Raw genomic sequence first — 23,490 nt, forward strand, 5'->3', positions numbered from 1 at the left:
GCAATGGGGCCACTAAATGAACGGAAGACCCGGAGCGCCGGGTGTGCTTCCAACTAGGAAACGATATATGTTTAACGTTACGAAAAAATCTATCGAGTGGGGCGATGATACGCTGACACTTGAGACGGGCAAAGTTGCGCGTCAGGCAGATGGCTGTGTCATCGCCACACTTGGTGAAACATCGGTTATGGCCGCGGTTACATTCGCCAAGAAACAAAAGCCTGGTCAGGATTTCTTTCCTTTGACCGTGCATTACCAAGAAAAATACTACGCTGCGGGTAAAGTCCCAGGCGGTTTCTTCAAGCGCGAAGCGCGTCCGAGCGAAAAAGAAACACTGACAGCACGTTTGATCGACCGTCCGATCCGTCCGCTGTTCGTCCCTGGCTTCAAAAACGAAGTTTTGGTGATGTGTACTGTTCTGTCCCACGATCTCGACAATGACCCAGACACACTTGCGATGATCGCAGCCTCTGCGGCATTGACGATTTCCGGCGCACCATTCATGGGCCCAATCGCCTGTGCGCGCGTTGGTTTCGTTGATGGTGAATACACGCTGAACCCATCTGTTGATGACATGCAGGACCTGCGTTTGAACCCTGAGCAGCGCCTCGACCTGGTTGTTGCCGGGACCAAAGACGCGGTCATGATGGTTGAATCCGAAGCGTATGAGCTTTCCGAAGCAGAAATGCTCGGCGCCGTAAACTTCGCACACCAGTCCTTCCAGCCTGTGATTGATCTGATCGTAGACCTGGCAGAGGATTGCGCGAAAGAGCCGTTCGACTTCGCACCTGCTGACTATTCTGAGCTGTCTGCTGCTGTTGCAGCGGCTGGCGAAACAGAAATGCGCGCAGCCTTCGCGATCACGGACAAGCAAGAGCGTACAGCAGCGGTTGCTGCGGCGCGTGCCACTATCCAAGAAGCGCTTTCCGAAGAGCAACTGGCCGATGCGAACCTTGGTTCTGCGATGAAGGGCCTCGAAGCAGGCATCCTGCGCGGCGACGTTGTTAAAACGGGCAAGCGTATTGATGGTCGCGACACAACAACGATCCGTCCGATCGTTTCCGAGACTGGCATCCTGCCACGTACACACGGCTCTGCCCTGTTTACACGCGGCGAGACGCAAGGCCTTGTTGTGACGACACTCGGCACCGGAGACGACGAGCAGTTCATCGACGCGCTGCACGGCAACTTCAAATCCAACTTCTTGCTGCACTACAACTTCCCTCCCTATTCTGTGGGTGAAGCTGGTCGCGTTGGCCCTCCCGGTCGCCGCGAAATCGGTCACGGCAAATTGGCTTGGCGTGCGCTTCAGGCGGTTCTGCCTGCGGCCACCGATTTCCCATACACCGTGCGCGTTGTGTCCGAGATCACAGAATCAAACGGTTCGTCCTCTATGGCGTCTGTTTGCGGCGGCTCCCTGTCCATGATGGACGCGGGTGTTCCGTTGAAATCTGCGGTTGCTGGCGTTGCGATGGGTCTCATCATGGAAGAAGACGGCTCCTACGCGATCCTGTCCGACATCCTTGGCGACGAAGATCACCTCGGCGACATGGACTTCAAGGTTGCGGGTACCGAAAACGGCATCACGTCCCTTCAGATGGACATCAAGATTGCAGGCATCACGCCTGACATCATGGAAAAAGCTCTGGATCAGGCCAAAGACGGTCGTATGCACATCCTCGGCGAAATGGGCAAAGCCATCTCTGGCGCGCAGGAATTCTCTGTGCACGCGCCTCGCATCGAGACCATGCAGGTTCCAACAGACAAGATCCGTGAAGTCATCGGGTCTGGCGGTAAAGTTATCCGCGAGATTGTTGAAGTCTCTGGCGCAAAAGTGGACATCAATGACGAAGGCATCATCAAGATTGCGTCGCCAAACGGTGAGTCGATCAAGAAAGCCTACGACATGATCTATTCCATCGTTGCTGAGCCTGAAGAGGGCAAAGTCTACGACGGTAAGGTTGTGAAAATCGTTGATTTCGGTGCCTTCGTGAACTTCTTCGGCAAGCGCGATGGTCTGGTACACGTGTCTCAAATCGAGAACCGTCGCCTGAACCACCCATCCGACGTTCTCAAAGAAGGTCAGGACGTGAAGGTCAAACTGCTTGGCTTCGACGATCGTGGCAAGGTTCGCCTGTCCATGAAAGTTGTAGACCAAGCGACTGGCGAAGAAGTTAAGCCAGAAGCGAAAGAAAAGTCCGACGACTAAGCCTCGTCAGATTGAAATACGAAAAGCCCCGGTGGAAACGCCGGGGCTTTTTTGTTGGGGTCACAACACCAAGACCTTTCCCCGTTCTTTGTTTGATCAGGCCTCTAATGATGCCCCCACAAACAAGGAGGAGGGACTTCCCATGAAAAAACCATTGGCCGAATTTATCGGCACATTCACTCTCGTACTATTTGGTTGCGGCGCTGCCGTCATCGCTGGCGGTGACATCGGTCTTACAGGCATCAGTTTTGCCTTCGGTCTTGCCCTGATTGGCATGGCCTATGGCATTGGCTCAGTATCGGGCTGCCACATCAACCCAGCTGTGACGCTAGGCGTTGTTGCATCGGGCCGTATGAGCATCGCTGAGGCCATTCCCTACATGATTGCTCAGGTCGCTGGTGGCATCGCTGGCGCATTAGTTCTAATGATCATCGCAACAGGAAAAGCTGACTATAGCGTTGCTGCAAACGGACTTGGTCAGAATGGGTGGGGCGCTGGATATCTTGGCGAATACACAATGGCAGCAGCGTTTGTGTTCGAGGTCATCGCGACATTCTTGTTCCTTGTCGTCATTTTGGGCGCGACGGGCGCAGGCGCGCCTTCCGCAATGGCTGGCCTTGCAATCGGTCTCGCACTCGTTGTGATCCACTTGGTTGGCATTAACGTGACTGGCGTTTCGGTGAACCCTGCCCGCTCAATCGGGCCAGCTCTTTTTGCAGGCGGCACAGCGCTTGCTCAGCTCTGGCTCTTTATTGTTGCGCCAATTGTTGGTGCAGTGGCGGCTGGCTTGTTGTTCAAGTCCGGTCTGCTTGACGCCGAGTAATGCGAAAATGGGGTAAAGATATGCTCTTTTCCCCGTTATTTCATTCTTAAACACAGTCAAATAGACTTCATTAGCACGGTACCTTCACTCACGGAAAGTGCCTGAACCTTCGCTCTCGAATTCCCTCGGGGCGGAGGTTCTTTTTGTCGCGTTGTATAGAAGACGCGCCGCAAAGGCTTCCCCCTCCAGCTTCGTTGACTTCACCCCATTTTGGGCAGAAAATTGGACGTAACAAATTTGGAGAAGATGTATGAAAAAAGCGTATTTAGTAGCATCTGTTTTCGCAATGATTGCAGGAACGGCATCGGCACAAGACAACAACCTTCGTTTCGGTCTTGGTGTCTCTACACTCGGCGGTACGCTTGAAGCAGCCTACCGTATCAACCAAAACTTCGCGCTTCGCGGTGTTTTGTCTGGCGGTCTTAATGCCAACGGCAACCAAACAATCGATGGCGTAAACTATTCAACCTCTGGCCAACTCGGTGGTTTCGCTCTCTTAGGTGATTACTACACAGGCAGCACAGGATTTCGCGTTTCTGGTGGTGCCTTTATTTCGAACACCAGCCTTTCTGGTAGCACGACAGCAAGCGCTGCAAACCCAATTACGGTTGGTAACACGACCTTGACTGGTGGCGAAACAGCAAGCGCGAGCGTTGAGTTTAAGCGGAAAGTCTCACCAATGGTTACTGTTGGATATGACTGGAATGTCAGCAACAGCTTTACCATCAGCGGCGAAGTTGGCGCGATTGCAATGGGTGGACTGGATGTCGCACTTTCCGCACCAGCAGCACCAGCGGCCGATGTGGCCCGCGAGAAGCAAAACATCAAGGATGAGCTGTCTCAGTTCGGCGTGTACCCATACATCGCTATCACTGGAAGCTTCCGCTTCTAAGACGCCCCCTACTAACAGAAAAGGCCCAGCGATTGCTGGGCCTTTTTTGTTTCAAGAACCAACTATTACGCTGGCAGTTTTGTTTTACGAAGGTATGGCAATACAGTTTCAAACTCACCAAATTTAGCGGCTGCATCTTCGTTGGAAACGGTTGGTGGAATGATAACATCCTCTCCGCTCACCCAATCCGCTGGTGTTGCGACGCCGTTCGCTGATGTCGTTTGCAACGCATCTAGTGCGCGCACGATCTCTGCAAAGTTACGGCCAACTGACATTGGGTATGTCATTGACAGTTTTAGCTGCTTGTCTGGACCAATGATGAAAACGGAACGCACAGTTGCGCTATCATTTGGTGTGCGTCCATCTGGCAAATACGCTTCTGCGGGTAGCATGTCGAACGCCTTGGAAACCGCAAGGCCTTCGTCTGCGATGATTGGGAAGCCAGCCTTTGCACCTGCAACGGATTCAATGTCGCCTTTCCACTTTTTGTGTTCTTCCACACCGTCAACAGAAACACCGATGACCTTTGTTCCACGTGCTTCCCACTCGCTTGCGAGCTTGGCGACAGCGCCAAATTCTGTAGTGCAAACAGGCGTGAAATCTTTTGGGTGTGAAAACAAGATAGCCCAGCTATCGCCAATCCAATCGTGGAACTGAATCGTGCCTTGATCTGTCTCTGCTGTAAAATTCGGGACGGTTTCGTTAATGCGTAGACCCATTTCGGTGTCCTTTCCTGTCGCTCAAAGTTGTCTCTAAGCGCTACCTAAGCTTTGCTTCACCTACATGCATCCCTTCAAATAGATGAATGTAAGAACAGTGACAGAGTGCCGCTCATTGAAAGCGCTAGAAGGGCGCTTTCGCTCGGAATTTGTGCGTCGCCCCGCCATCAGGATGTTTCACGCGCAACTCTTCTGAATGCAGCATAAGACGCGGGTGATCTTCTAACGCTGCGCCTTTTGCATAGAAGGGATCGCCTAAGATCGGATGACCAAGCGCAAGCATATGCACGCGCAACTGATGAGAGCGTCCTGTCTTTGGCGTCAATCTCACCCGGGTTTCGTCATCCCCATAGCGCATTACCCGATAACCCGTCTGCGCAGCTTTGCCTGTGGCGTGGCAAACCTTTTGTAGAGGGCGGTTTTCCCAGTCCACGATTAACGGCAAATCGACGGTTCCGACCTTTGGTTCAAGCCGCCCTAAAACCCGCGCGACATAAGTCTTTTGCGTCATACGTTTTTCGAATTGCAGTCCCAAATGACGTTGCGCATGGCGTGTCAAAGCGAAGACCATCACGCCAGATGTATCGCGATCCAGCCGATGCACCAAAAGTCCCTGAGGAAACACCGTTTGGATTCGTGACAGCAGGCAATCAGCCAGATGTTCTCCCTTGCCTGGCACAGAGAGCAGACCAGCGGGTTTATTAACGATCAATAACTCATGATCGTCATGGATAATGTCCAAAGGGTCTTGCGGCGGATTGTAATCAGAACTCATACGCCGACTTCTCAGATGTGCGCGCTGGTTACAACCCAAGGTCACGCTTTCCTACCCGCTTGATGCGACCTAGGCTTCCCGCAAAGAGGAGGAAATTAAATGCACCCGACAATAATCACGATGCAAGAGGTTGTCGCTAAAGGCGATGAAACAGCCATAGCGCCGCTCTTGGCCGAGCAAGTCAAATTTATGCCACCGACATATTATGCCACTTGGACGGGGCGCGACGCCGTGGCAGCCGTGCTTGGCCATGTCGGACAGGTCTTTAGTGATTTCAAATACCGCCGCATCATGGGCGACGGCAAGGATTGGGCGCTCGAGTTTCAGTGCAAGATTGGCGAATTGGATGCGGCTGGCGTTGATCTTATTACCCTTGACGATGACGGTTTGATCGCAACCTTTGAAGTGGTGATGCGCCCCTACAAAAGCATCGGCGCACTGCGCGATGCCATGAATAAACGCGTCATGTCAGATCCTGCGTTCCTGAAACACAAAGACGCGCTTAGCTAGTGTTTGCGCATTTGGCGGATCATTGAAGTCGTATAAACAATGAGCGCGAGCCAAATCAGCGGAAACGCAATGGCGCGCGCGCGGCCAAACGGTTCGTCAAAGACGAAAACGGCGATCAGGAAAATGATCGTCGGCGCGATGTATTGCAGGATGCCGATTGTCGAAAGACGCAACAATTTGGCCCCGTTGGCATAGATCATCAGCGGCACCGCTGTGATCACGCCGCAACCAAGCAAAAGCCATGTGTTTGCGCTTGGCGCGAACACGAAATGGGATTGCCCGTTTGCACCAAGATAGGCGACATAGCCCAGCGCGAAGGGCAGCAGGATCAGAACCTCAAGCAGAAAGCCTTGGTTCGGCCCAATCGGTAACTGCTTTTTTGCAAGCGCATAAAAGCCCCAAGTCAACATCATGCCCAGCGCCGCCCAAGGCAGCCCTCCACCATCAACGACCAACACCACAACCGCGCTCGCTGCTAACCCAATCGCCACCAATTGCGCGCGGCTTAGCTTTTCCCCAAGCAGCATCGCGCCAAGCGCAATGCTGAACAGCGGGTTCATGTAATAGCCAAGCGCGGCCTCCATCGCGTAGCCCGCCGTGACCGCCCAGACGTAGATGCCCCAGTTCAATGAAACGAGCGCAGCTGTGACGCAGGCCATGCCAAGCATTTTAGGGGTTTTGAGAGCTGCAACCAGATCCTTGGTGCGCCGCAGCAATAGCAAAACGACAAGCCCAATAGGGACGGACCAAATGACCCGATGCGCGAGAATTTCAACAGGAGGAATATGCGCCAGCAGCTTGATATAAAGCGGCAGAAACCCCCACAAGAAATAGGCGGTTAAGGCAAAGGCGAGACCTTGCGGAGTGTCTTCGTTGGCGCGCTGTGTCATTTAGCGTCGCTACTACACGCTGCCTGCAATGGAAAGGAGGGTGCGTGCGAAGCACGGCACCCTACGTAACGTCGCCCGTAAGGTGCGTGATCTCACGCACCTTCCCTTTAGACCTTCACACGTTCCGATTTGGGGTCATAGAACGGCTTGGACGACACTTCTGCCTTCACCCGCGTCCCAGCAACGTCGATCTCAAACGTTGATCCCAACACATCTGCCAGTTTCTCGCCTTTGCAGGGGATATATCCCATACCCATCGCCGCGCCTTGCGCGTGACCATAGGCACCGGACGTAAGATAGCTCACGATTTCACCGTCACGTAGAACGGGCTCTGCGTGATAGAGCAGTGGCTCAGGATCGTTCAACTTGAATTGCAACAGACGCATTTCCAGACCGTTCTCTTGCTTGTCCAAGATCGCCTCGCGTCCGATGTAATCCGCTTTATCCTTCTTCACCGCAAAACCAAGACCAGCCTCCATCACATGATCTTCGGATGTGATATCATGCCCGAAGTGGCGGAAGCCCTTTTCGATACGGCAGGTGTCCATCATGTGCATGCCACATAGCTTCATACCCATCTCGCGACCCGCCTCGTTGAGCGTCTCGAAAACATGGCCCGCCATGTCACTGGAAACATAGATCTCCCAACCGAGTTCACCCACATAGGTCACGCGATGCGCGCGGGCGAGGCCCATGCCGATCTCGATCTCCTGCGCTGTGCCAAAAGGGTTCACTGCGTTGGTGAAGTCATTCGGCGATACCGCTTGTAACAAATCACGTGCCTTTGGCCCCATTACCGCAAGCACGCCCTCGCCTGCGGTCACATCAGTGATCACGACATTGAAATCCCCTTGATTGCGGCGCAGCCAAGTTTCATCCGCAAGGCGCGTCGCCGCTGGGGTCACAACCAAATACGCCGCCTCGGACATGCGCGTCACGGTTACATCCGCCTCAATCCCGCCACGTCGGTTGAGGAATTGCGTATAGACGATCTTGCCCACTGGCACCGAATAATCACCACCGCCAACGTAGTTCATGAAGGCTTCGGCATCGCGCCCTTCAACGCGGATTTTGCCGAATGAAGACATGTCATACATGCCAACATTCTCTCGAACGGCCATGTGTTCATCGCGCACGTTGTCGAAGAAGTTCTGACGTTGCCAGCTGTATTCATATTCAGGCTTTTGCCCTTCACGCGCATACCAATTCGCGCGCTCCCAACCTGCGAGCTCGCCCATGACGGCACCTTCTTTGAGAAGATGATCGTGGAAAGGCGTGCGGCGCACACCGCGCGCGGTCTTCTTCTGCAAGTAAGGGAAGTGATCCGCATAGAGCAGGCCAAGCGTCTCCTTGGAGCGTTCAAACAGGTAGCTTTTGTTGCCTTGGAAGGGCTGCATGCGCGAAATATCAACGTCGCTCAGATCAAACGGCTTATCCCCGTCATCCATCCATTGCGCCAGCGCAGACCCGGCGCCACCTGCGGATTGGATACCGATGGAGTTAAAGCCACAAGCGACCCAGAAATTATCCATCTCAGGCGCAAGGCCGAGGTGGTAGGCATCATCGGGCGTAAAGCTCTCAGGACCGTTAAAGAAGGTGTGAATGCCTGCTTCGGAAAGCATCGGCATACGCTCAACCGCATTCTCGAGGATCGGCTCGAAGTGATCGAAATCTTCGGGCAGTTGGTCGAACTCAAAGTCCTTTGGAATATCCAATGTCCAAGGCTTGGACACAGGCTCAAACGCGCCGAGCAGCATTTTGCCTGCGTCTTCTTTGTAATACGCGCACTCATCGGGGACGCGTAGCACCGGCATTTGCGTGAGACCTTCAATCGCTTCAGTCACGATATAAAAATGCTCACAAGAATGCAGCGGGATGTTCACGCCCGCCATGCGGCCGATGCTATGCCCCCACATGCCGCCGCAGTTGACCACGTGATCCGCTTCAATCGCGCCAGTCTCGCCGTTCTTGTCTTCCCAAGTGACACCTGTCGCGCGACGGCCTTCCTTTTGGATGCCCGTGACGAGATAGCCCTCTTTCACCAGCGCCCCGTTTTGACGCGCGCCTTTGGCAAGCGCGTGGGCAATGTTGGCAGGATCGCCCTGCCCGTCGAGCGGTAGATAAACGCCGCCTTTCACTCCGTCGATGTTGAGGTGTTCGTACTTCGCCTTCACCTCAGCAGGTGAAATCGGTTCGGCCTCAACACCAAAGGAACGGGCCATTGCAGCCTGACGGTTGATCTCTTCAAGGCGTTCATCAGTCAAAGCAACCGTGATCGAACCACAACGCTTAAAGCCGGTCTCAACACCTGTTTCGGCGGCGAGATTGCCGTAAAGTTCCTGCGAATACTTCGCCAGCTTGGTCATATTCTTCGTCGCGCGAAGCTGTGCGATCAGGCCAGCGGCATGCCAAGTCGTGCCAGAGGTGAGCTGCTTGCGTTCAAGCAAAACAACATCTTTCCAGCCGAGTTTCGCAAGGTGGTAGGCGACAGAGCAGCCAATGACACCGCCACCAATAATGACGACGCGGGCTTTTTCAGGAAGAGACATCAGGCGAATTCCTTCAAACGATGGTGTGACCAGCGGCCTTAAGGCGCTTGGCAATTTCAGCGATATGGGCGGGACCGACTTCACAGCAGCCGCCGACGATGGTGGCGCCTTGCGCGACCCATTTCATGACGTGTTCCGCATAGACTTCGGGCGTGAAATCCTCACGCATGCTCAAAGCATCGACCGTGGGCCGTTCTTTGAGGAAGTCCTTGGTGATCTGCGTGAAACCGTTGGCGTAGGCCCCATAGGGCAACCCCGTTTCGGCAAGCACACTCAAAGCCTGCGGAATGACTTCGGGGGCAGAGCAATTGGCCATCACGGCCTCTGCACCAAGGTCGGCGGCGACTTTCGCAGCCTCGAGCAAAGGCTCACCAGAGCGCAGCTTGCTGCCATCTTCGTCATCCACAGAAAAGGCACACCAGATCGCCGCGCCAGCCGCTTTAGCACCCTCCATAATGCAGCGTGTATGTGTGAGCGAGACAACAGTCTCACAGATGACCAAATCGACCTTGCCCTTAAAGCCAGCGGCAATTTCCGCATAGAGCGGGATAGCAATGTCAGCGCTCGGATGGATGTCCGCGCGATAACTTGCGCCAAGCGGTCCTATGCTGCCCGCGATACGGCCAGAGCCATGGGCCTCGCGCGCGCTTTGCGCCTCGCCCAGCGCTTTGGCGTGGAGCGCTTTGAATTGATCTTCGATGGCGACGGGAACAAGGCGGTCACGATGAAGCGCATAGGTGTTCAGCGTCGCAATCGTTGCACCGGCCTCAAAGAAATCGCGATGTACCTCAGCGACCAAGCCAGGGCGATCCATCATCACTTGCGTCGACCAGAGCGGTGTCGGGCTGTCGCCAGCCCGATGCACCAGCTCTTGGCCCATGCCACCATCCAAAAGGGTGATCGCGCTCATGCACGCAGCCTCTCATTCGCTGGATCCCACATGGGCGCATCTTCTTGAACAGTCGCGCTGTAACGGCCACCGAAGATTTCGACTTCCAGCTTGGTACCAACCTCCAGCAGATCAGCGCGCAGCATGCCGAGCGCGATACACTTTCCCGTGCGATAGCCCATCGCTGAGGATGTGACCTCGCCAACGACTTCATCGCCGTTCCAGATCGTCGACATGTAGGGCGCATCAAACTCGCAAGCGTCATCGATTGTGAGCGTGACAAAACCCTTCTTGCGACCTGCTTGCTTTTCAGACAGCAGCGCCGCCTTGCCCGGGAAGTCCTGTGGCTTGTCGAATTTGACGAACCGCTCATGACCGCCCTCAAGCAGGGTGTAATCTGTGGACAGATCGCCTTTCCATGCACGATAGCCCTTTTCGATCCGCATCGAGTTGAGCGCGTACATGCCAAACGGCGTTGCACCACCGCCAAGCACGGCCTCATAAAGCGCTGGCATATGCGCGTTCTCGGCGTGGATTTCCCAACCCAGTTCACCCGCAAAGCTCACGCGGTTCAAATGGCAAGGCTTGCCAGCCACGGTTGCCGTTTGGTGCGTCAGCCAACCTGTGGAGAGGTCTGCCGCAGTGCCAATGGCTTCGAACAATTCGCGTGATTTTGGACCAGTGACAATCAGCGTTGAATACTCTGTCGTGTGGTCTGTTAGGCTAAGGCCCTCAGGCAGGTTCTTGCTCAGCACATAGAAGTCATGCCACTGCGCCAGCGCTGCTGTGATCAGCGTGAAGTGATCCTCGCCATGACGCATCACGGACATTTCTGTCAGGATGCGGCCACGGCTATCTGCGAAGTAAGCAAGGTTCATGCGGCCGATCTTTGGCAAAGCACCAGCGATCATAGTGCGCAGGTACTCCGCTGCACCCTCACCCGTCAGATTGAAGCGGGAGAAGCCCGGCAGATCGAGAACGCCGACGCCATCGCGCACCGCTTCGACTTCTTCCTTGATGCGCGCTTCCCATGGGCCGTTACGCTCCCATGTTTGTGTGCTTTCCTCGGATGTATCGTCGCCGTCCTTGGCAAACCAATTGGCGCGTTCCCAACCGTTATAGGCCCCCATCTGCCCGCCAAGCTCGCGAATTTTCGCATCCACAGGCGAGAGTTTCTTGTCGCGACCCGCAGACCATTCGTGATGCGGGAAGTGCATCGCGTATTCGTGGCCATAAGTTTCGAGCGCTTTTGCAAGGCAGTGATCGTGATCGGTATAATCGGTGTAGCGACGTGGATCACAGGCCCACATATCGTCTTCGGTTTCGCCGTGCATGATCCACTCAGAAAGCACCTTGCCCGCGCCGCCGCCCTGCGCGATGCCGAAGGTAAAGGAGTGACCCTCAAAGGCATTCGGACAACCGGGCATAGGGCCGATCATCGGCAAGCCATCAGGCGCGTAAGGAATTGGACCGTTGATGTTACGCTCAACGCCGCCCTCGCCCAGCAATGGTACACGCGCCATAGCGTCCTCGATATAGAACTCAAGGCGTTCCAGATCGTCGGGATAAAGCTGGAAAGAGAAGTCCTCAGGCATCGGATCTTCTGGCGTGACCCAATGAGCCTTACAGTTGCGCTCGTATGGGCCGAGGTTCAGACCGTTTTTGTCCTGACGCAGGTAATAGCTGATATCGACATCGCGCAGCAGCGGCACTTTGTGACCTTTTTCTTTGGTCCATGCCTCCAGCTCTGGCAGCTGGCCTGTCAGGAAGTACTGGTGAGACATGACAATCATGGGAACCGTGCGCCCACCGTGCGGCTTGAACATTTCGCCCACGCGCTGCGCGTAATAACCTGCGCAGTTGACGACCTTCTCGCAGCGAATGTCGCCTTTGTCGGTCTTTACGATCCATTCATCACCATCGCGATCAATGCCCGTCACAGGGCAAAAACGTTCGATTCGACCACCTGCATCGCGCGCACCCTTGGCGAGCGCTTGAGTAAGCTGCGCCGGGTCAATGTCGCCATCCAATGGATCCCAAAGACCTCCTGCCAGATCATGCGTCTCACAGAAGGGATGCTTCTCTTTGATGTCATCAAGGGACATGATGTCCATTTCCAGACCCTGATAACGGCCCATACCAGCGACACGCTCAAATTCCTGCATGCGTTCTTTGGAATGCGCGAGGCGGATCGAGCCGGTCACGTGATAGTTCATCGGGTAATCAACATCGGTCCCAAGCGTGCGATACATCTTCGCGCCGTAGCGCTGCATGTTCATCACCGCCCAAGAACCCGCAAAGTTCGGCACATTGCCAGCCGCATGCCATGTGGAACCCGCAGTCAGTTCATTCTTTTCCAAAAGAACGCAATCTTTCCAACCCGCCTTGGCCAGATGATATAGTGTTGAAGTTCCGACGACACCGCCGCCGATGATGACCACGCGGGCCGTTGTTGGAAAGTCTGCCATGTTCGCTCCCTAGTTTTCGCTTTGCGGAAGGTTGTCCGCGATATCGTAGTAATCGCCCTTGAAGGCGGTAAAGATGTGTTTGCCTGTCGTTATGCCTGTTGCTCCGTCGATGGTGCCTGACATCACGGAAGTCGCGCCGCCGTCGTCAACGTGCTGCCAAAACAACGATGATCCGCAACGATTGCAGAACCCGCGCTTTGCCTCGGGCGAAGACTGAAACCAACTCAGCGTTTCATCGCGTGTCAGGACCAGTTGATCGCCGCCAACTTGCGTTGCAGATACATAATGCCCGCTTGTTTTGCGGCATTGATCGCAATGGCATGCAACAGAGGGGCGCAGTTCGCCGTGTAACTCATAGCTCACCCCTCCACACAGACAGCCTCCCGTTTTCATGTCGTTCTCCCAACTGATGCGCTGCCCAAAAGCACGCCGTAAATAATGAAGCAAAGCGCCATGATGCGTCTAAACCAAGTGTTGAAGACCGCCCCGAGTGCAGCACGCCCTAAACCCGCGCCAAGTGCTGTGAAGCCGCAATAACTCAAGGTGGTTAGGGCAAGGGCCGTGGGGACAATGACGCTCATTTGTTCCCAAATCGGGACATTCGGCTGAACAAACTGCGAAAAAGCGGCGAGATAGCCGGCGACGCTTTTGGGGTTTATGACCGCGATAGCCAAAGCGCGCCCATAGATGCTGCCCGTCGTTGGCGGCAGGCTTGGCGCAGGTTTACTGGCGTTCATCCACCCTTTGATCCCGAGCCAAATTAGCCACGCTGCTCCGATATATTTGGCGATAGTGAATGCAGTCTCAGAGGCCGCTATGAGCGCCGTAACGCCGAGCGCGGAAAGCAGCAAAAACGCACTTGCTTGTGTGAGGATTGCAGCAACACCCCAAAGCGAGCGCACAAAGCCAAGCTGCATCCCATTAGAAATACAGTTTACCGCGTTCGGACCGGGCGTCGTCACAAAGACCGCCCAGAAGATCGCAAATACTGTCCATGCCTCAAAACTCATCCGCGCGCGCCTAATACACCGGCGGCGCGATCACCCAGATCGCAACCGCAGGCGCGTCATAGGGATTGGCCCACCGATAAGAGACACCTTTGATACGAAAACTATCGCCAGCGGTTACCGTAAACGCGCGCCCGTCAATTTCTAAATCGAGCGCACCGGAGACCAAGTATCCGACTTCTTGCGTCTCGCGAGTAATTGCTTCTTGCATCGACGCACCCGGATCAAAGGTTGAATGCACCATTTCAAAGTCATCTGTGAGATCAGGCGAAAGAAGTTCTTCGACCAAACCATCCGCCTTCGAGCCGATCGGCCGGCGCGCGTGCGATCTGACAATTACACCTGCTTCACCCGCAGGCGTTTGAGCTTGACCGAACAAGATCGAAACAGGCACGCCAAGTGCTTTTGCAATTTGCTTGAGGTCAGCAACAGAAGGCTCAGACAAATCGCGTTCAACTTGGCTAATCCATCCGACAGAACGCTCTAGAATGTCCGCAAGTTCGCTGAGCGTCATGCCTCGCGATTTTCGGAGAGCCCTAAGATCGGCGCCAAGACTCTTTGTTTTTGTCAGATCAGATTGGATCATTTCGACTCAGATTTCCGTGAAAAATACTTCTCGAATTTCATCAAGCCAGAGAATGCGTGAAAAATCAAAGGATTTTTTCATATGCTTGGGATTTTTGATTACGAAGCGTTTGCGAACACAAGAGTGAGCAAAGACGACAGCTCGTTTGCATCGTTCTGCGTAAAGGCAGCGGGCTGATCACTATCAATATCAAACACCCCTAAAAGCCGCCCAGCGGCGTTCTTAACAGGGATCACCAGCTCGGATCTGGTCGAACTAGCGCAGGCGATGTGACCAACAAACTCTTCAACATCCGCAACAAGCTGAACCTTTTCTTCGCGCGCTGCAGCGCCGCAAACACCCCTTGAGAATGGAATGACTAGACACCCGTGGCCACCTTGATAGGGACCAATTTTCAATATGTTAGGCTCTGTAACTCGGTAGAAACCAGTCCAATCGAAACGCTCATCGCTATTGTGGACCTCGCAGGCGACAGTCGCCATAAGAGCAACTGCATCGTGCTCGCCTTCCGTCAAAGACAGAATCGCATTGCGAAGATCATTGTAATTCACTGCAGTCATAGCGCTCACCGAATCGTAACTAATTGCCTCTAGCTCTGTCTCTATATTCTACAAAACAGGCAAGAGCAGATGAAAATGACTAGCGACATGTCCGGTGATCTCCAGATCATTAAGGTCCTCGACAAACGTATCGATGCAGCCGCGGCGATAAAATTCAAAGACACGATGAAAGAGCTGACCGCCGATCAAAGCGCTCCGGTCGTCCTTGATCTTTCAGAGGTTGATTTCGTAGATTCCAGCGGACTTGGCGCAATCGTCGCTTCAATGAAGCACTTGGGAGGAGCTAGGCCACTTCATCTCGCCGGCCTGACACCAATTGTTGCCAAGGTCTTTATGCTGACAAGAATGGAAAAAGTGTTCAAAATTTTCGGCACAACAGCGGAGGCTGAGAAAAGCTGTGAGGCCAAAATTGCCTGAATGCGTTTGCGCCAGTGAGATGCCAAGCGTGCAAGAGCAACAAGGTTCGAATGACATTCACTTAGTTTTCCCTGCAACTCAGGACTCTGTGCGCGACGCACTTGGCAAGATCACGCAATCTCTGCACGCGCTCGCTCTGGATGACATGACGATTGGAACGATTGAAATCGTTCTTGCGGAAGCCACGAATAACATCGTCGAACATGCCTATTCCGACAAAGGGGTAGGCACGATTGTCCTGACTTGCTGCAAAGAAACCAGTTTGGTGAGGTTCGAGTTAATTGACCAAGGGCTTCCTTTTCCTGGGGGCGAAATTCCTGCAAAGCAATCTCATGATCTGAATGCAGAGCTAAACAGTTTGCCGGAAGGTGGGTTTGGTTGGGGCTTGATACGCGACATGACCACATCGCTGTCGTATCGTCGATCACTTGGGAAAAATGTCCTGCGTTTTGCGATTCTAATTGAGCAGCACTAGACCCTGAATCAACTCTTTCCGAACGAGCCAAGACAGAATCAAATCTGAGCTGCATTTCCAGCCAACACCCACAGGTTGCTGAACTCTCAACACTGCATTTCTGGTTTGCAAATTAGGCGAATCCAACAGGCCACGCCCGAAAATCGCCCCATTTCCTCCCCAGATCAGCCTTTGTAGAGCATCATAAACTAGCTTGTAGCTGCATATAGCTTCATTCCGACGCCGCGTGTTAATTGCCCCCACCCAGTACGCGGCGTCGGGAACCTCATCCCCTGCATTGGCAATTCCAGACGTTACACTTAGTGTCGACGCAATTTCATATTGCGAGGCCCTATGCGTGATTTTCACTTTCCCGGACGCTCCGAAGTTTTTGCAACAAATGGGATGTGCGCGACGTCGCACCCCATTGGTGCAAACGTAGCCCTCGACATTCTGAAGCGTGGCGGTACAGCGATGGACGCGGCTATCGCTGGTGCCTTGGTTTTGGGAATTTGCGAGCCCCAGATGACTGGCATTGGCGGTGATCTATTTGCGCTGGTCTCTCCAGCGGGCAGCGATAAAATTCATGCATACAACGGTTCTGGACGCGCCCCGATGGGCGTAGATGCGGGCAAACTGCGCGATAGCGGACACAGTAACGTCCCGGTCTATGGAGCCGAGGCAGTAACGATTCCGACCGCCATGCACGCATTTTCAGCAATGTCGGAAACTTGGGGAAAACTTGGACTCGATACACTACTCGCGCCCACGATCCACTATGCCGAAACAGGCGTTCCAGTCGCACCTCGCGTTGCGTTTGATTGGATCGAAGCGGCACCGACGCTGCAAGGCAACGCTAGAAAGCACTACTTAGTAAATGGAAAAATCCCGAAAGCAGGCGAACTCTTTCGCGCGCCAGGACAGGCCGAAGTGCTCCGCCGCATCGCCAAGACTGGCGTCTCGGCATTCTACGAAGGTGAAGTCGCAGATGACATGCTTGCCGCGCTTAACGCGCTAGGAGGCACGCACAGCAAAGAAGATTTTGCAAATGTGTCCTCTGAAGAAACTCAGCCCATTTCAGGCAACTACAAAGGATGCGATCTGTTTGAGCACCCACCGAACGGTCAAGGTGCGACAGCAATTTTGATGCTGAACATTCTAAACCAGTTCAATATTGCCGCAATGGACCCTTTTGGCGCTGAGCGCGCGCATATCGAAGCCGAAGCTGCAAAACTGGCTTATGACGCACGCAATCGTTTTTTGGCGGATCCAGATCATACGAACCGCATGGCGCATATGCTGTCTAGAGAAACCGCTACCAAACTCGCTGGACTTATAAACCCAAAGCAAGCGATGCGTGCGCCTGCCGCAACAAGTGAAGCCGTTCACAAAGATACAATTTACATCACCGTTGTTGATCGCGACGGCATGTCCGTCTCTTTGATCTATTCGATTTTCCATGGCTTCGGCTCTGGCATCGCGTCAGAGAAGTTCGGAATTCTTTTGCAAAACCGTGGTGCAGGATTCACATTGGAGCAGGGCCATCCTAACGAATTGGCTGGCGGAAAGCGCCCCATGCACACGATCATTCCGGGCATGCTCGCTGAAAATGGTGTTCCGACGATGCCCTTTGGGGTCATGGGAGGAGCATATCAGCCCAATGGACATGCGCGTTTCGTTTCTAACTTGATGGACTTTGGCATGGATGCACAAAGCGCAATAGATGCGCCGCGCGCGTTCTCGGACGCGGGGATTCTGAAGGTTGAAAAAGGCTATTCAGATCAAGTGCGCGCGGAGCTTGCCGATCTAGGCCACACAGTTGAAATTCCAAGCGGCCCCATCGGCGGCGCGCAATCCATCAAAATTCAAAGCAACGGAGTACTTGTAGGCGCATCTGATCCCAGAAAAGACGGATGCGCGCTTGGGTACTAGTTTAGCTGAAAGTGCAGCGGGTAAGTTCCATCTTCGATAGGGCCAAACAGGTCCTCGATATCCGGGTGATCCACTGGCTCGCCTGAATAGTCAGCGATTAGGTTCTGCTCTGACACATAGGCCACATAGTAGCTTTGGTCATTCTCAGCGAGCAAATGATAATACGGCTGCTCACGCTTAGGGCGGCTATCCTCAGGAATGGCATCGTACCATTCTTCGGTATTGCTGAACGTAGGATCGACGTCAAAAACCACGCCGCGAAACGGGTGCTTTTTGTGACGGACAATCTGCCCAAGGTGATATTTTGCGTGCGCGGTCATCATTGCATTGCAGCCCCTACATTTGGTTAGTACCCAATTCAAGTGCGGTTTGTCCAATTTTTGGACGTAAATTCAGGGAAACAGTTTGTGAACCTCTTTATGACAGTGCTCGAAATCGTAGCACCTGTGTTTTTGTTGGCTCTGGTTGGGTTTAGCTGGGTTAAGCTTGGCTTTGAATACCGCGTTGAATTTGTAACACGTCTCGCGATGACGCTCGCGGTGCCCTGTTTGATGTTTACAGCGCTCATGAAAACCGAGGTCGATCCCAGTGCGTTGTCGACACTGTTTTTCGCCAGTTTGATCGCTTACGCCATTATTGCCGCGCTCGGCGCCTTTGGGTTCTGGCTCTTCAAGTTTGAGCAAAAAACCTACCTTGCCCCTTTCGTTTTTGGCAACACTGGCAACCTCGGCTTGCCGCTCGCTCTCTTTGCATTCGGTGCAGAAGGGCTTGGCTATGCGATGGTTGTTTTTGCTGTCATGGCAGTGCTTTCCTTCACATTCGGCATCTGGGTCGTCTCTGGGGGTGGGAATTTTCTCAAAGCGCTGAAGGAACCATTGGTCGGTGCGACTTTGCTCGGTGCGGTCTTCTTGTGGCAAGGTTGGCAAACCCCAACTTTCTTAACCAACGCGCTCGAATTAGTCGGACAAATGGCGATTCCAATGATGTTGATCACACTTGGCGTTGCTGTGGCCAGACTGACGCCAATGCACATCGGACAAGCCATCATCCTATCCATAATAAAAGTCGTTCTATGCGCTGGTATCGCCTTTGGCGTGAGCGAATTTCTTGGCCTCAATGAAATCGCGCGTGCGGTTCTTGTCGTTCAGATCGCGACGCCAGTCGCCGTTACATCCTATCTTCTTTCTGAAAAATACGGGGGCGACAGCGATGCCGTTGCGGGCCTTGTTGTTGTTTCAACAGTCATGTCCGTTGCCGCAATACCGCTCCTGCTCGCATTTCTGCTTTAACCCGCGCGCTTCAAGCGAAAGTCATTTTGAATCTCGGCAAATTGCGCTAAAATGCACAAAACAAAAAAGTATGAAAAGCGAGAGGCAGATGAGCAGATTCTTTCGCGCCCTGGTAATTTTAAGCTTGGTCGCATCCTGCGGCGGAGGCGGCGGTAGTAAATCGTCCGCTCCCCGAGAACTTGATAACGCGTGTAGCATCGCAAAGCAGCGCCCCGAATACATGACCGCCTTTCGCAAAACTGAGCGGAAATGGGGCGTGCCCGTGCATGTGCAAATGGCCGCGATGTATCAAGAAAGCAAATTCAAGGGCGATGCGCGTACTCCGATCAAATACACACTTGGCGTAATTCCGATGGGGCGTCAAAGTTCTGCATACGGGTATGCTCAAGCGCTAGACGCGACTTGGGAAGAGTATCAAAAGGACCAAGGACGCAGATCAGCGCGTCGGGATCGAATCGGCGACGCCACGGACTTTATGGGTTGGTATATGAGCCGTTCGCGTGACCGTAATGGCATCGCGCTGGATGATGCAACGCACCAGTATCTCGCATATCACGAAGGTCACACAGGGTATAAGCGCGGCACGTTTTACGGCAAAAGCTGGCTCATGCGCGTTGCGTCAGAAGTGGGCAACCGATCGCTTGATTATCGCGATCAGCTACGCAAGTGCCGACGTTAATTAGCGATCATTCCCGCTAGGAAGGGCAGTATCTGGATCAAACAGTGTATTGCTCATCCGCGCCTTTTTATCGAGTTCACCAAGAATAACGGTGGTGCGGCTACCCGCATCATCGTTGATCACCCACTGGCGTAACTCCACTGGGTTTGCGGTGAAAACCAGTTGTATATTGCCATATTCAGGGTGTTCAGGGTCTTGCGCTGTAACCGTCGTCGTCTTGTCGTCTGCGGTATGGCCAACAACCATGCGCGCGCGATTGAGGTTCACATTCTTCTCGAGAATGATTGAGAGCGGCGTACGCGCGAGCGGATATGTTTCCGCCTGCTGTGTTTTTGGATCAAAAATGTAGACGGCTCCACCGCTCGCCAAAACTAGCGTTTTCTCGGGTGGATTATATTCAAAGCGGATACGTCCGGGGCGTTTGATGAAAATCGTTCCCGTTGAAATCGTTCCGTCATCATTAATTTGCGTAAACGCGCCCTTGGCCGTTTTCAGTCCGTTCAAATAGGTCGAAATCGCATTCAACGAAATTTTCTGCGCGGCGGCGGGCATTGCGGTCGCCAGCACGAGTGCGGCAGCGGGAAGAAGGGTCTTTAGTTTCATAAATGTCATTTAACCATTCTCACCATTAGGTACACCCCACACCGCCCTCACAAAAATGAGAGCGGCAATCACCCGCCGTTATTGCGCCTCTGGCACCAATATTTCGCGTTTTCCTACGTGGTTGGCTGGAGAAACGAGTCCTTGATCTTCCATCTGCTCAACAAGGCGCGCAGCTTTGTTGTAGCCAATCGCCAGTTTACGCTGAATGTAAGACGTTGAGCATTTACGATCCTTAACGACAATCGCCACCGCGGTATCATACAGTGCGTCTTCGCCATCTGTATTTCCACCAAGCCCAAGAACCGTATCAATGTTGCCTGCAGACTCCTCTGATGGGCCATCGACGACGCCGCTCATGTAGTTTGGAGGACCGTAAGCCTTGAGGTGGTTAACGATTTCTTCGACTTCTTCATCTGACACAAACGGACCATGACAACGCGTGATCTTCGCTCCGCCCGCCATATACAGCATATCGCCCATACCAAGCAGTTGCTCAGCGCCCATTTCGCCAAGGATCGTGCGGCTGTCGATTTTCGACGTCACTTGGAATGAAATACGCGTTGGGAAGTTAGCCTTGATCGTACCCGTAATCACATCAACCGAGGGTCGCTGCGTCGCCATGATCAAGTGAATTCCAGACGCACGCGCCATTTGTGCGAGGCGCTGAATGCAGGCTTCGATCTCTTTACCCGCGACCATCATCAAGTCTGCCATTTCATCAACGACAATGACGATATAGGGCATTTTCTCTGGTTGCGTCTCTTCTGTTTCGAAGATTGGCTCGCCCGTTTCATCATCAAACCCAGTTTGCACAGTGCGCGAGAACATTTCGTTCTTGCCAAGAGCATCCGCAACACGAGAATTGTAGCCATCAATGTTGCGCACGCCCATCTTGGACATTTTGCGATAGCGATCTTCCATTTCGCCCACGACCCATTTCAAAGCGACAACCGCCTTTTTCGGATCAGTCACAACAGGTGAAAGCAGATGTGGAATCCCGTCATAAACGCTGAGTTCCAGCATCTTCGGGTCAATCATGATCAAACGGCATTCATCAGGGGTTAGCTTGTAAAGAAGCGACAGGATCATCGTATTGATCGCCACGGACTTACCCGAACCGGTTGTACCCGCAATCAAAAGATGCGGCATCTTGGCAAGGTTAGCGACGATTGGATCACCACCAATGTCTTTGCCCAAAGCAAGCGGTAGTTTTTGCTGACCATCACCGAAGTCACGGCTGGCAAGAATTTCGCGCAAGACTACCTTTTCGCGATTTTCGTTTGGCAGCTCGATGCCAATGACCGATCGGCCCGGCACGGTAGAAACACGCGCAGACAAAGCAGACATAGAACGCGCGATATCATCAGACAGGCCGATCACACGGGACGCTTTCAAACCGGGTGCTGGCTCAAGCTCATACATCGTAACAACAGGGCCCGGACGGACCGAAACGATTTCGCCTTTGACCCCGTAATCATCCAGAACCGCTTCAAGCATGCGTGCGTTCTCTTCAAGCGCTTCATCACTGAGGTGATGACGCTGAACAGTCGTTGGACTTTCCAACAAATCAAGCGGCGGTAGTTCAAATGCGGCGGCACTATCAGCAAACTTCAAGGACGGCTGAGCTTCGGCTTTGGCACGTGCTGAAGGCTTTACCACTTTACGTGGCCTATGCTGCACGACGCTCTTTGGCTCTGGCGTTGGAATCGCGATCTCTGCTGGTGCAAATTGTGCGATCGCGTCTTCGTCAACCTGCGGGGCGCTTTCAAAGCTTGGAGCCTCAAGGTATTCCGATTGCGGCAAATGCTCTGACGGCATTGCATCGAACGTCATCGCTTCAGGATGATGGTGCTGCATCGGTGCGACCGCTAGCTCAGGCTCGGGCATATGCACCGCTGACGCCATTGCCATAGGCTCTTGCGGAACAGGTTGTTCGATCGGCGCGTGCGTTTGCATCTCTGCACCGAGATATGCAGGCTCAGACGCAGGAACTTCCATTTGCGGCATCTCGCTTGGCTCCATACGAGCTGAGCTAAAAGAAAGTCCACCCGCGTTGCTCATCACATCCGCAACGGGCTGGGCAACAAGCGTTGCCGTCATTGGCGGCTCAACGCGTTGGCTCGCCTGCGTCGTGTCCACAACCAAAGGTGTAGGTCCGCGGCCACGCAACTTTGCCATAGGGGCAACACGCGGGGGCTGAACGGGAAGGCTATTGCGAGCGCGATGCTTAATAACGTCGGAAATTTTACTCTTGATGCGGTCATCGGTTGGCATCTCTGCGTAGTCGGCTACTTGCAATTGCTCGACCAACTCTGGTTCAGGCATCGGCTCCGCACGCTTGATCAAGGACGGCATGCGCGCAAGCAATCCTGTCTTTTCTTTTTCTGGCAACGGTGTTGGCTCTAGCTCTGGCTGCTCGGTTAGAAGCGGTTCAATCACCGGCTCTGGCTCGGCATGCGACATCACTGGCTCTTGCGCCACTCGACGCGCAGCAAGCGCTTCTTCCTCTGCGCGTTGGTTCTCACGGCGATCTTTTTGGCGAGCTTGCATGTCACCAGCAGCTTTCATGGCGCCGCTTGCACCTTTGCCGATGAGACGCATCGCTATGACATAGGTTACAACAACACCGATCGCGAGGAAGCGCGCGCCCTCTTTGATCTCTTCGCGGGTTGCGCCGACAACGAAAGCAATCATAGCGACCGTTGCAATCGCCAACAAAAACGCAACCAGTTTGAGACCGAATGCAGCGCTAAATGGCAAGAATGTTAGGAAAGCGCCCAAAACGGCGTCGCCAAACAATCCACCTAGACCAAAGGCATGCGCCCATTTTTCGCTTGGCACCAAAGACGATGCATAAACAGCGCAAACGACAACGGCGATCGGTAAAAAGATCAAACGACCCAGCGCACGATCTGCACCTTTGTGCAAAATAAACCGCACGCCCCATGCCAATGCAGTCACAGGGATAACCCAAGCAGCCTTGCCAACAATCATAAAGAGAGGCGCAGCAATAGATGCTCCAAGCTGACCAAACATATTCTGCACAGGGGCGTCCGTTGCCGACAACCAGCTCGGATCCGTCGGTGAATACGAGCCAACGATCATTGCAGAAATGACGCCAAGAATGATCAACGCTACGCCGATCATTTCTTTGCCCCGTTTTTCAATCATGGCCTGCATGTTGCTGTCCAAAAGTGGATCGCGTCCCCGTGCCTGATATGCCATTGCCGTTCCTCGTT

The 23,490-nt window shown here is 53.7% G+C and carries 22 protein-coding genes; 9 read left to right on the top strand and 13 right to left on the bottom strand.

All coding sequences use genetic code 11. From position 1 onward, the window contains the following. Positions 1-67: 67 nt before the first annotated feature. From pnp to ACRBCU_RS06475, 3 genes are all read left to right on the top strand, one after another. On the top strand, positions 68-2,209 hold the full coding sequence (pnp, locus tag ACRBCU_RS06465; protein WP_431364561.1) for a polyribonucleotide nucleotidyltransferase: 2,142 nt from the start codon (positions 68-70) through the stop codon (positions 2,207-2,209). Between the two features lie 142 nt (positions 2,210-2,351). Continuing rightward, complete coding sequence (aqpZ, locus tag ACRBCU_RS06470) at positions 2,352-3,032, top strand: aquaporin Z (RefSeq protein WP_431364562.1); 681 nt, start codon at positions 2,352-2,354, stop codon at positions 3,030-3,032. Between the two features lie 250 nt (positions 3,033-3,282). Continuing rightward, entirely contained in the window at positions 3,283-3,924 is a 642-nt protein-coding gene (locus ACRBCU_RS06475; protein WP_431364563.1) for a hypothetical protein, read from the top strand. A 65-nt stretch (positions 3,925-3,989) separates the two neighbouring features. On the opposite strand, the gene ACRBCU_RS06480 is transcribed toward ACRBCU_RS06475, so the two are convergent. Further along, positions 3,990-4,643: a peroxiredoxin gene (locus ACRBCU_RS06480; protein WP_431364564.1), complete on the bottom strand. Its 654-nt coding sequence runs from the start codon at positions 4,641-4,643 to the stop codon at positions 3,990-3,992. 124 nt (positions 4,644-4,767) lie between these two features. Continuing rightward, entirely contained in the window at positions 4,768-5,418 is a 651-nt protein-coding gene (locus tag ACRBCU_RS06485) for an RluA family pseudouridine synthase (RefSeq protein ID WP_431364565.1), read from the bottom strand. A 99-nt stretch (positions 5,419-5,517) separates the two neighbouring features. Here ACRBCU_RS06485 and ACRBCU_RS06490 point away from each other — a divergent pair, with 99 nt between their 5' ends. Then, positions 5,518-5,928 (top strand): nuclear transport factor 2 family protein, encoded by a 411-nt coding sequence (locus ACRBCU_RS06490; protein ID WP_431364566.1) that lies wholly within the window; start codon positions 5,518-5,520, stop codon positions 5,926-5,928. Here the strand turns inward: ACRBCU_RS06490 and rarD are convergent. The 8 genes from rarD to ACRBCU_RS06530 all read right to left on the bottom strand — a co-directional run bounded on the left by rarD (position 5,925) and on the right by ACRBCU_RS06530 (position 14,877). Further along, complete coding sequence (rarD, locus tag ACRBCU_RS06495) at positions 5,925-6,818, bottom strand: EamA family transporter RarD (protein WP_431364567.1); 894 nt, start codon at positions 6,816-6,818, stop codon at positions 5,925-5,927. The two genes, ACRBCU_RS06490 and rarD, sit on opposite strands and share 4 nt — an antisense overlap. A gap of 107 nt (positions 6,819-6,925) precedes the next feature. Next, entirely contained in the window at positions 6,926-9,367 is a 2,442-nt protein-coding gene (locus ACRBCU_RS06500) for a GcvT family protein (protein ID WP_431364568.1), read from the bottom strand. Positions 9,368-9,380: 13 nt separating this feature from the next. Beyond that, on the bottom strand, positions 9,381-10,277 hold the full coding sequence (locus tag ACRBCU_RS06505) for a homocysteine S-methyltransferase family protein (protein ID WP_431364569.1): 897 nt from the start codon (positions 10,275-10,277) through the stop codon (positions 9,381-9,383). Continuing rightward, on the bottom strand, positions 10,274-12,724 hold the full coding sequence (locus ACRBCU_RS06510; RefSeq protein ID WP_431364570.1) for a GcvT family protein: 2,451 nt from the start codon (positions 12,722-12,724) through the stop codon (positions 10,274-10,276). The genes ACRBCU_RS06505 and ACRBCU_RS06510 overlap by 4 nt, the downstream gene beginning before the upstream one ends. A gap of 9 nt (positions 12,725-12,733) precedes the next feature. Continuing rightward, positions 12,734-13,117 (bottom strand): GFA family protein, encoded by a 384-nt coding sequence (locus ACRBCU_RS06515; RefSeq protein WP_431364571.1) that lies wholly within the window; start codon positions 13,115-13,117, stop codon positions 12,734-12,736. Beyond that, positions 13,114-13,734 carry a LysE family translocator gene (locus ACRBCU_RS06520; RefSeq protein WP_431364572.1) on the bottom strand — a complete coding sequence of 207 codons (621 nt, stop codon included), beginning with the start codon at positions 13,732-13,734 and terminating at the stop codon, positions 13,114-13,116. The genes ACRBCU_RS06515 and ACRBCU_RS06520 overlap by 4 nt, the downstream gene beginning before the upstream one ends. A gap of 10 nt (positions 13,735-13,744) precedes the next feature. Next, positions 13,745-14,317 carry a helix-turn-helix domain-containing protein gene (locus ACRBCU_RS06525; RefSeq protein ID WP_431364573.1) on the bottom strand — a complete coding sequence of 191 codons (573 nt, stop codon included), beginning with the start codon at positions 14,315-14,317 and terminating at the stop codon, positions 13,745-13,747. A 98-nt stretch (positions 14,318-14,415) separates the two neighbouring features. Then, on the bottom strand, positions 14,416-14,877 hold the full coding sequence (locus tag ACRBCU_RS06530; RefSeq protein ID WP_431364574.1) for a GAF domain-containing protein: 462 nt from the start codon (positions 14,875-14,877) through the stop codon (positions 14,416-14,418). Positions 14,878-14,946: 69 nt separating this feature from the next. Here ACRBCU_RS06530 and ACRBCU_RS06535 point away from each other — a divergent pair, with 69 nt between their 5' ends. The 3 genes from ACRBCU_RS06535 (at position 14,947) to ACRBCU_RS06545 (ending at position 17,680) form a co-directional block, all read left to right on the top strand. Continuing rightward, positions 14,947-15,294 (top strand): STAS domain-containing protein, encoded by a 348-nt coding sequence (locus ACRBCU_RS06535; RefSeq protein WP_431364575.1) that lies wholly within the window; start codon positions 14,947-14,949, stop codon positions 15,292-15,294. 28 nt (positions 15,295-15,322) lie between these two features. Beyond that, a complete protein-coding gene (locus ACRBCU_RS06540; protein ID WP_431364576.1) occupies positions 15,323-15,769 on the top strand; it encodes an ATP-binding protein in 447 nt (148 codons plus the stop codon). A gap of 333 nt (positions 15,770-16,102) precedes the next feature. Then, a complete protein-coding gene (locus ACRBCU_RS06545) occupies positions 16,103-17,680 on the top strand; it encodes a gamma-glutamyltransferase family protein (protein ID WP_431364577.1) in 1,578 nt (525 codons plus the stop codon). On the opposite strand, the gene hspQ is transcribed toward ACRBCU_RS06545, so the two are convergent. Further along, positions 17,677-18,003 (bottom strand): heat shock protein HspQ, encoded by a 327-nt coding sequence (gene hspQ / locus ACRBCU_RS06550; protein WP_431364578.1) that lies wholly within the window; start codon positions 18,001-18,003, stop codon positions 17,677-17,679. The two genes, ACRBCU_RS06545 and hspQ, sit on opposite strands and share 4 nt — an antisense overlap. An 84-nt stretch (positions 18,004-18,087) precedes the next feature. Between hspQ and ACRBCU_RS06555 the strand changes: the two genes are divergently transcribed. Together ACRBCU_RS06555 and ACRBCU_RS06560 are read left to right on the top strand one after the other, a co-directional pair. Beyond that, positions 18,088-18,969, top strand: a complete 882-nt coding sequence (locus ACRBCU_RS06555; protein WP_431364579.1) for an AEC family transporter — start codon at positions 18,088-18,090, stop codon at positions 18,967-18,969. 88 nt (positions 18,970-19,057) lie between these two features. Then, positions 19,058-19,648: a lytic transglycosylase gene (locus tag ACRBCU_RS06560; protein WP_431364580.1), complete on the top strand. Its 591-nt coding sequence runs from the start codon at positions 19,058-19,060 to the stop codon at positions 19,646-19,648. Here the strand turns inward: ACRBCU_RS06560 and ACRBCU_RS06565 are convergent, their stop codons facing one another. Both ACRBCU_RS06565 and ACRBCU_RS06570 read right to left on the bottom strand, forming a co-directional pair. Further along, positions 19,649-20,251, bottom strand: coding sequence for a LolA family protein (locus ACRBCU_RS06565; protein WP_431364605.1), 603 nt, complete (start codon positions 20,249-20,251; stop codon positions 19,649-19,651). A gap of 78 nt (positions 20,252-20,329) precedes the next feature. After that, positions 20,330-23,476, bottom strand: coding sequence for a DNA translocase FtsK (locus ACRBCU_RS06570; RefSeq protein ID WP_431364581.1), 3,147 nt, complete (start codon positions 23,474-23,476; stop codon positions 20,330-20,332). Positions 23,477-23,490 lie beyond the last annotated feature (14 nt).

This window comes from Planktotalea sp. (assembly GCF_050633725.1).
Taxonomy (GTDB): domain Bacteria; phylum Pseudomonadota; class Alphaproteobacteria; order Rhodobacterales; family Rhodobacteraceae; genus Planktotalea.

Bases quoted from the DNA above. Each gene is read 5' to 3' on its own strand.
- ACRBCU_RS06485 (WP_431364565.1), bottom strand. From the start codon at position 5,418: ATGAGTTCTGATTACAATCCGCCGCAAGACCCTTTGGACATTATCCAT.
- ACRBCU_RS06480 (WP_431364564.1), bottom strand. From the start codon at position 4,643: ATGGGTCTACGCATTAACGAAACCGTCCCGAATTTTACAGCAGAGACA.
- ACRBCU_RS06530 (WP_431364574.1), bottom strand. From the start codon at position 14,877: ATGACTGCAGTGAATTACAATGATCTTCGCAATGCGATTCTGTCTTTG.
- ACRBCU_RS06515 (WP_431364571.1), bottom strand. From the start codon at position 13,117: ATGAAAACGGGAGGCTGTCTGTGTGGAGGGGTGAGCTATGAGTTACAC.
- ACRBCU_RS06520 (WP_431364572.1), bottom strand. From the start codon at position 13,734: ATGAGTTTTGAGGCATGGACAGTATTTGCGATCTTCTGGGCGGTCTTT.
- pnp (WP_431364561.1), top strand. From the start codon at position 68: ATGTTTAACGTTACGAAAAAATCTATCGAGTGGGGCGATGATACGCTG.
- ACRBCU_RS06560 (WP_431364580.1), top strand. From the start codon at position 19,058: ATGAGCAGATTCTTTCGCGCCCTGGTAATTTTAAGCTTGGTCGCATCC.
- rarD (WP_431364567.1), bottom strand. From the start codon at position 6,818: ATGACACAGCGCGCCAACGAAGACACTCCGCAAGGTCTCGCCTTTGCC.
- ACRBCU_RS06525 (WP_431364573.1), bottom strand. From the start codon at position 14,317: ATGATCCAATCTGATCTGACAAAAACAAAGAGTCTTGGCGCCGATCTT.
- hspQ (WP_431364578.1), bottom strand. From the start codon at position 18,003: ATGATGACCGCGCACGCAAAATATCACCTTGGGCAGATTGTCCGTCAC.
- ACRBCU_RS06570 (WP_431364581.1), bottom strand. From the start codon at position 23,476: ATGGCATATCAGGCACGGGGACGCGATCCACTTTTGGACAGCAACATG.
- ACRBCU_RS06490 (WP_431364566.1), top strand. From the start codon at position 5,518: ATGCACCCGACAATAATCACGATGCAAGAGGTTGTCGCTAAAGGCGAT.
- ACRBCU_RS06500 (WP_431364568.1), bottom strand. From the start codon at position 9,367: ATGTCTCTTCCTGAAAAAGCCCGCGTCGTCATTATTGGTGGCGGTGTC.
- ACRBCU_RS06545 (WP_431364577.1), top strand. From the start codon at position 16,103: ATGCGTGATTTTCACTTTCCCGGACGCTCCGAAGTTTTTGCAACAAAT.
- ACRBCU_RS06475 (WP_431364563.1), top strand. From the start codon at position 3,283: ATGAAAAAAGCGTATTTAGTAGCATCTGTTTTCGCAATGATTGCAGGA.
- ACRBCU_RS06510 (WP_431364570.1), bottom strand. From the start codon at position 12,724: ATGGCAGACTTTCCAACAACGGCCCGCGTGGTCATCATCGGCGGCGGT.
- ACRBCU_RS06535 (WP_431364575.1), top strand. From the start codon at position 14,947: ATGAAAATGACTAGCGACATGTCCGGTGATCTCCAGATCATTAAGGTC.
- aqpZ (WP_431364562.1), top strand. From the start codon at position 2,352: ATGAAAAAACCATTGGCCGAATTTATCGGCACATTCACTCTCGTACTA.
- ACRBCU_RS06565 (WP_431364605.1), bottom strand. From the start codon at position 20,251: ATGAAACTAAAGACCCTTCTTCCCGCTGCCGCACTCGTGCTGGCGACC.
- ACRBCU_RS06505 (WP_431364569.1), bottom strand. From the start codon at position 10,277: ATGAGCGCGATCACCCTTTTGGATGGTGGCATGGGCCAAGAGCTGGTG.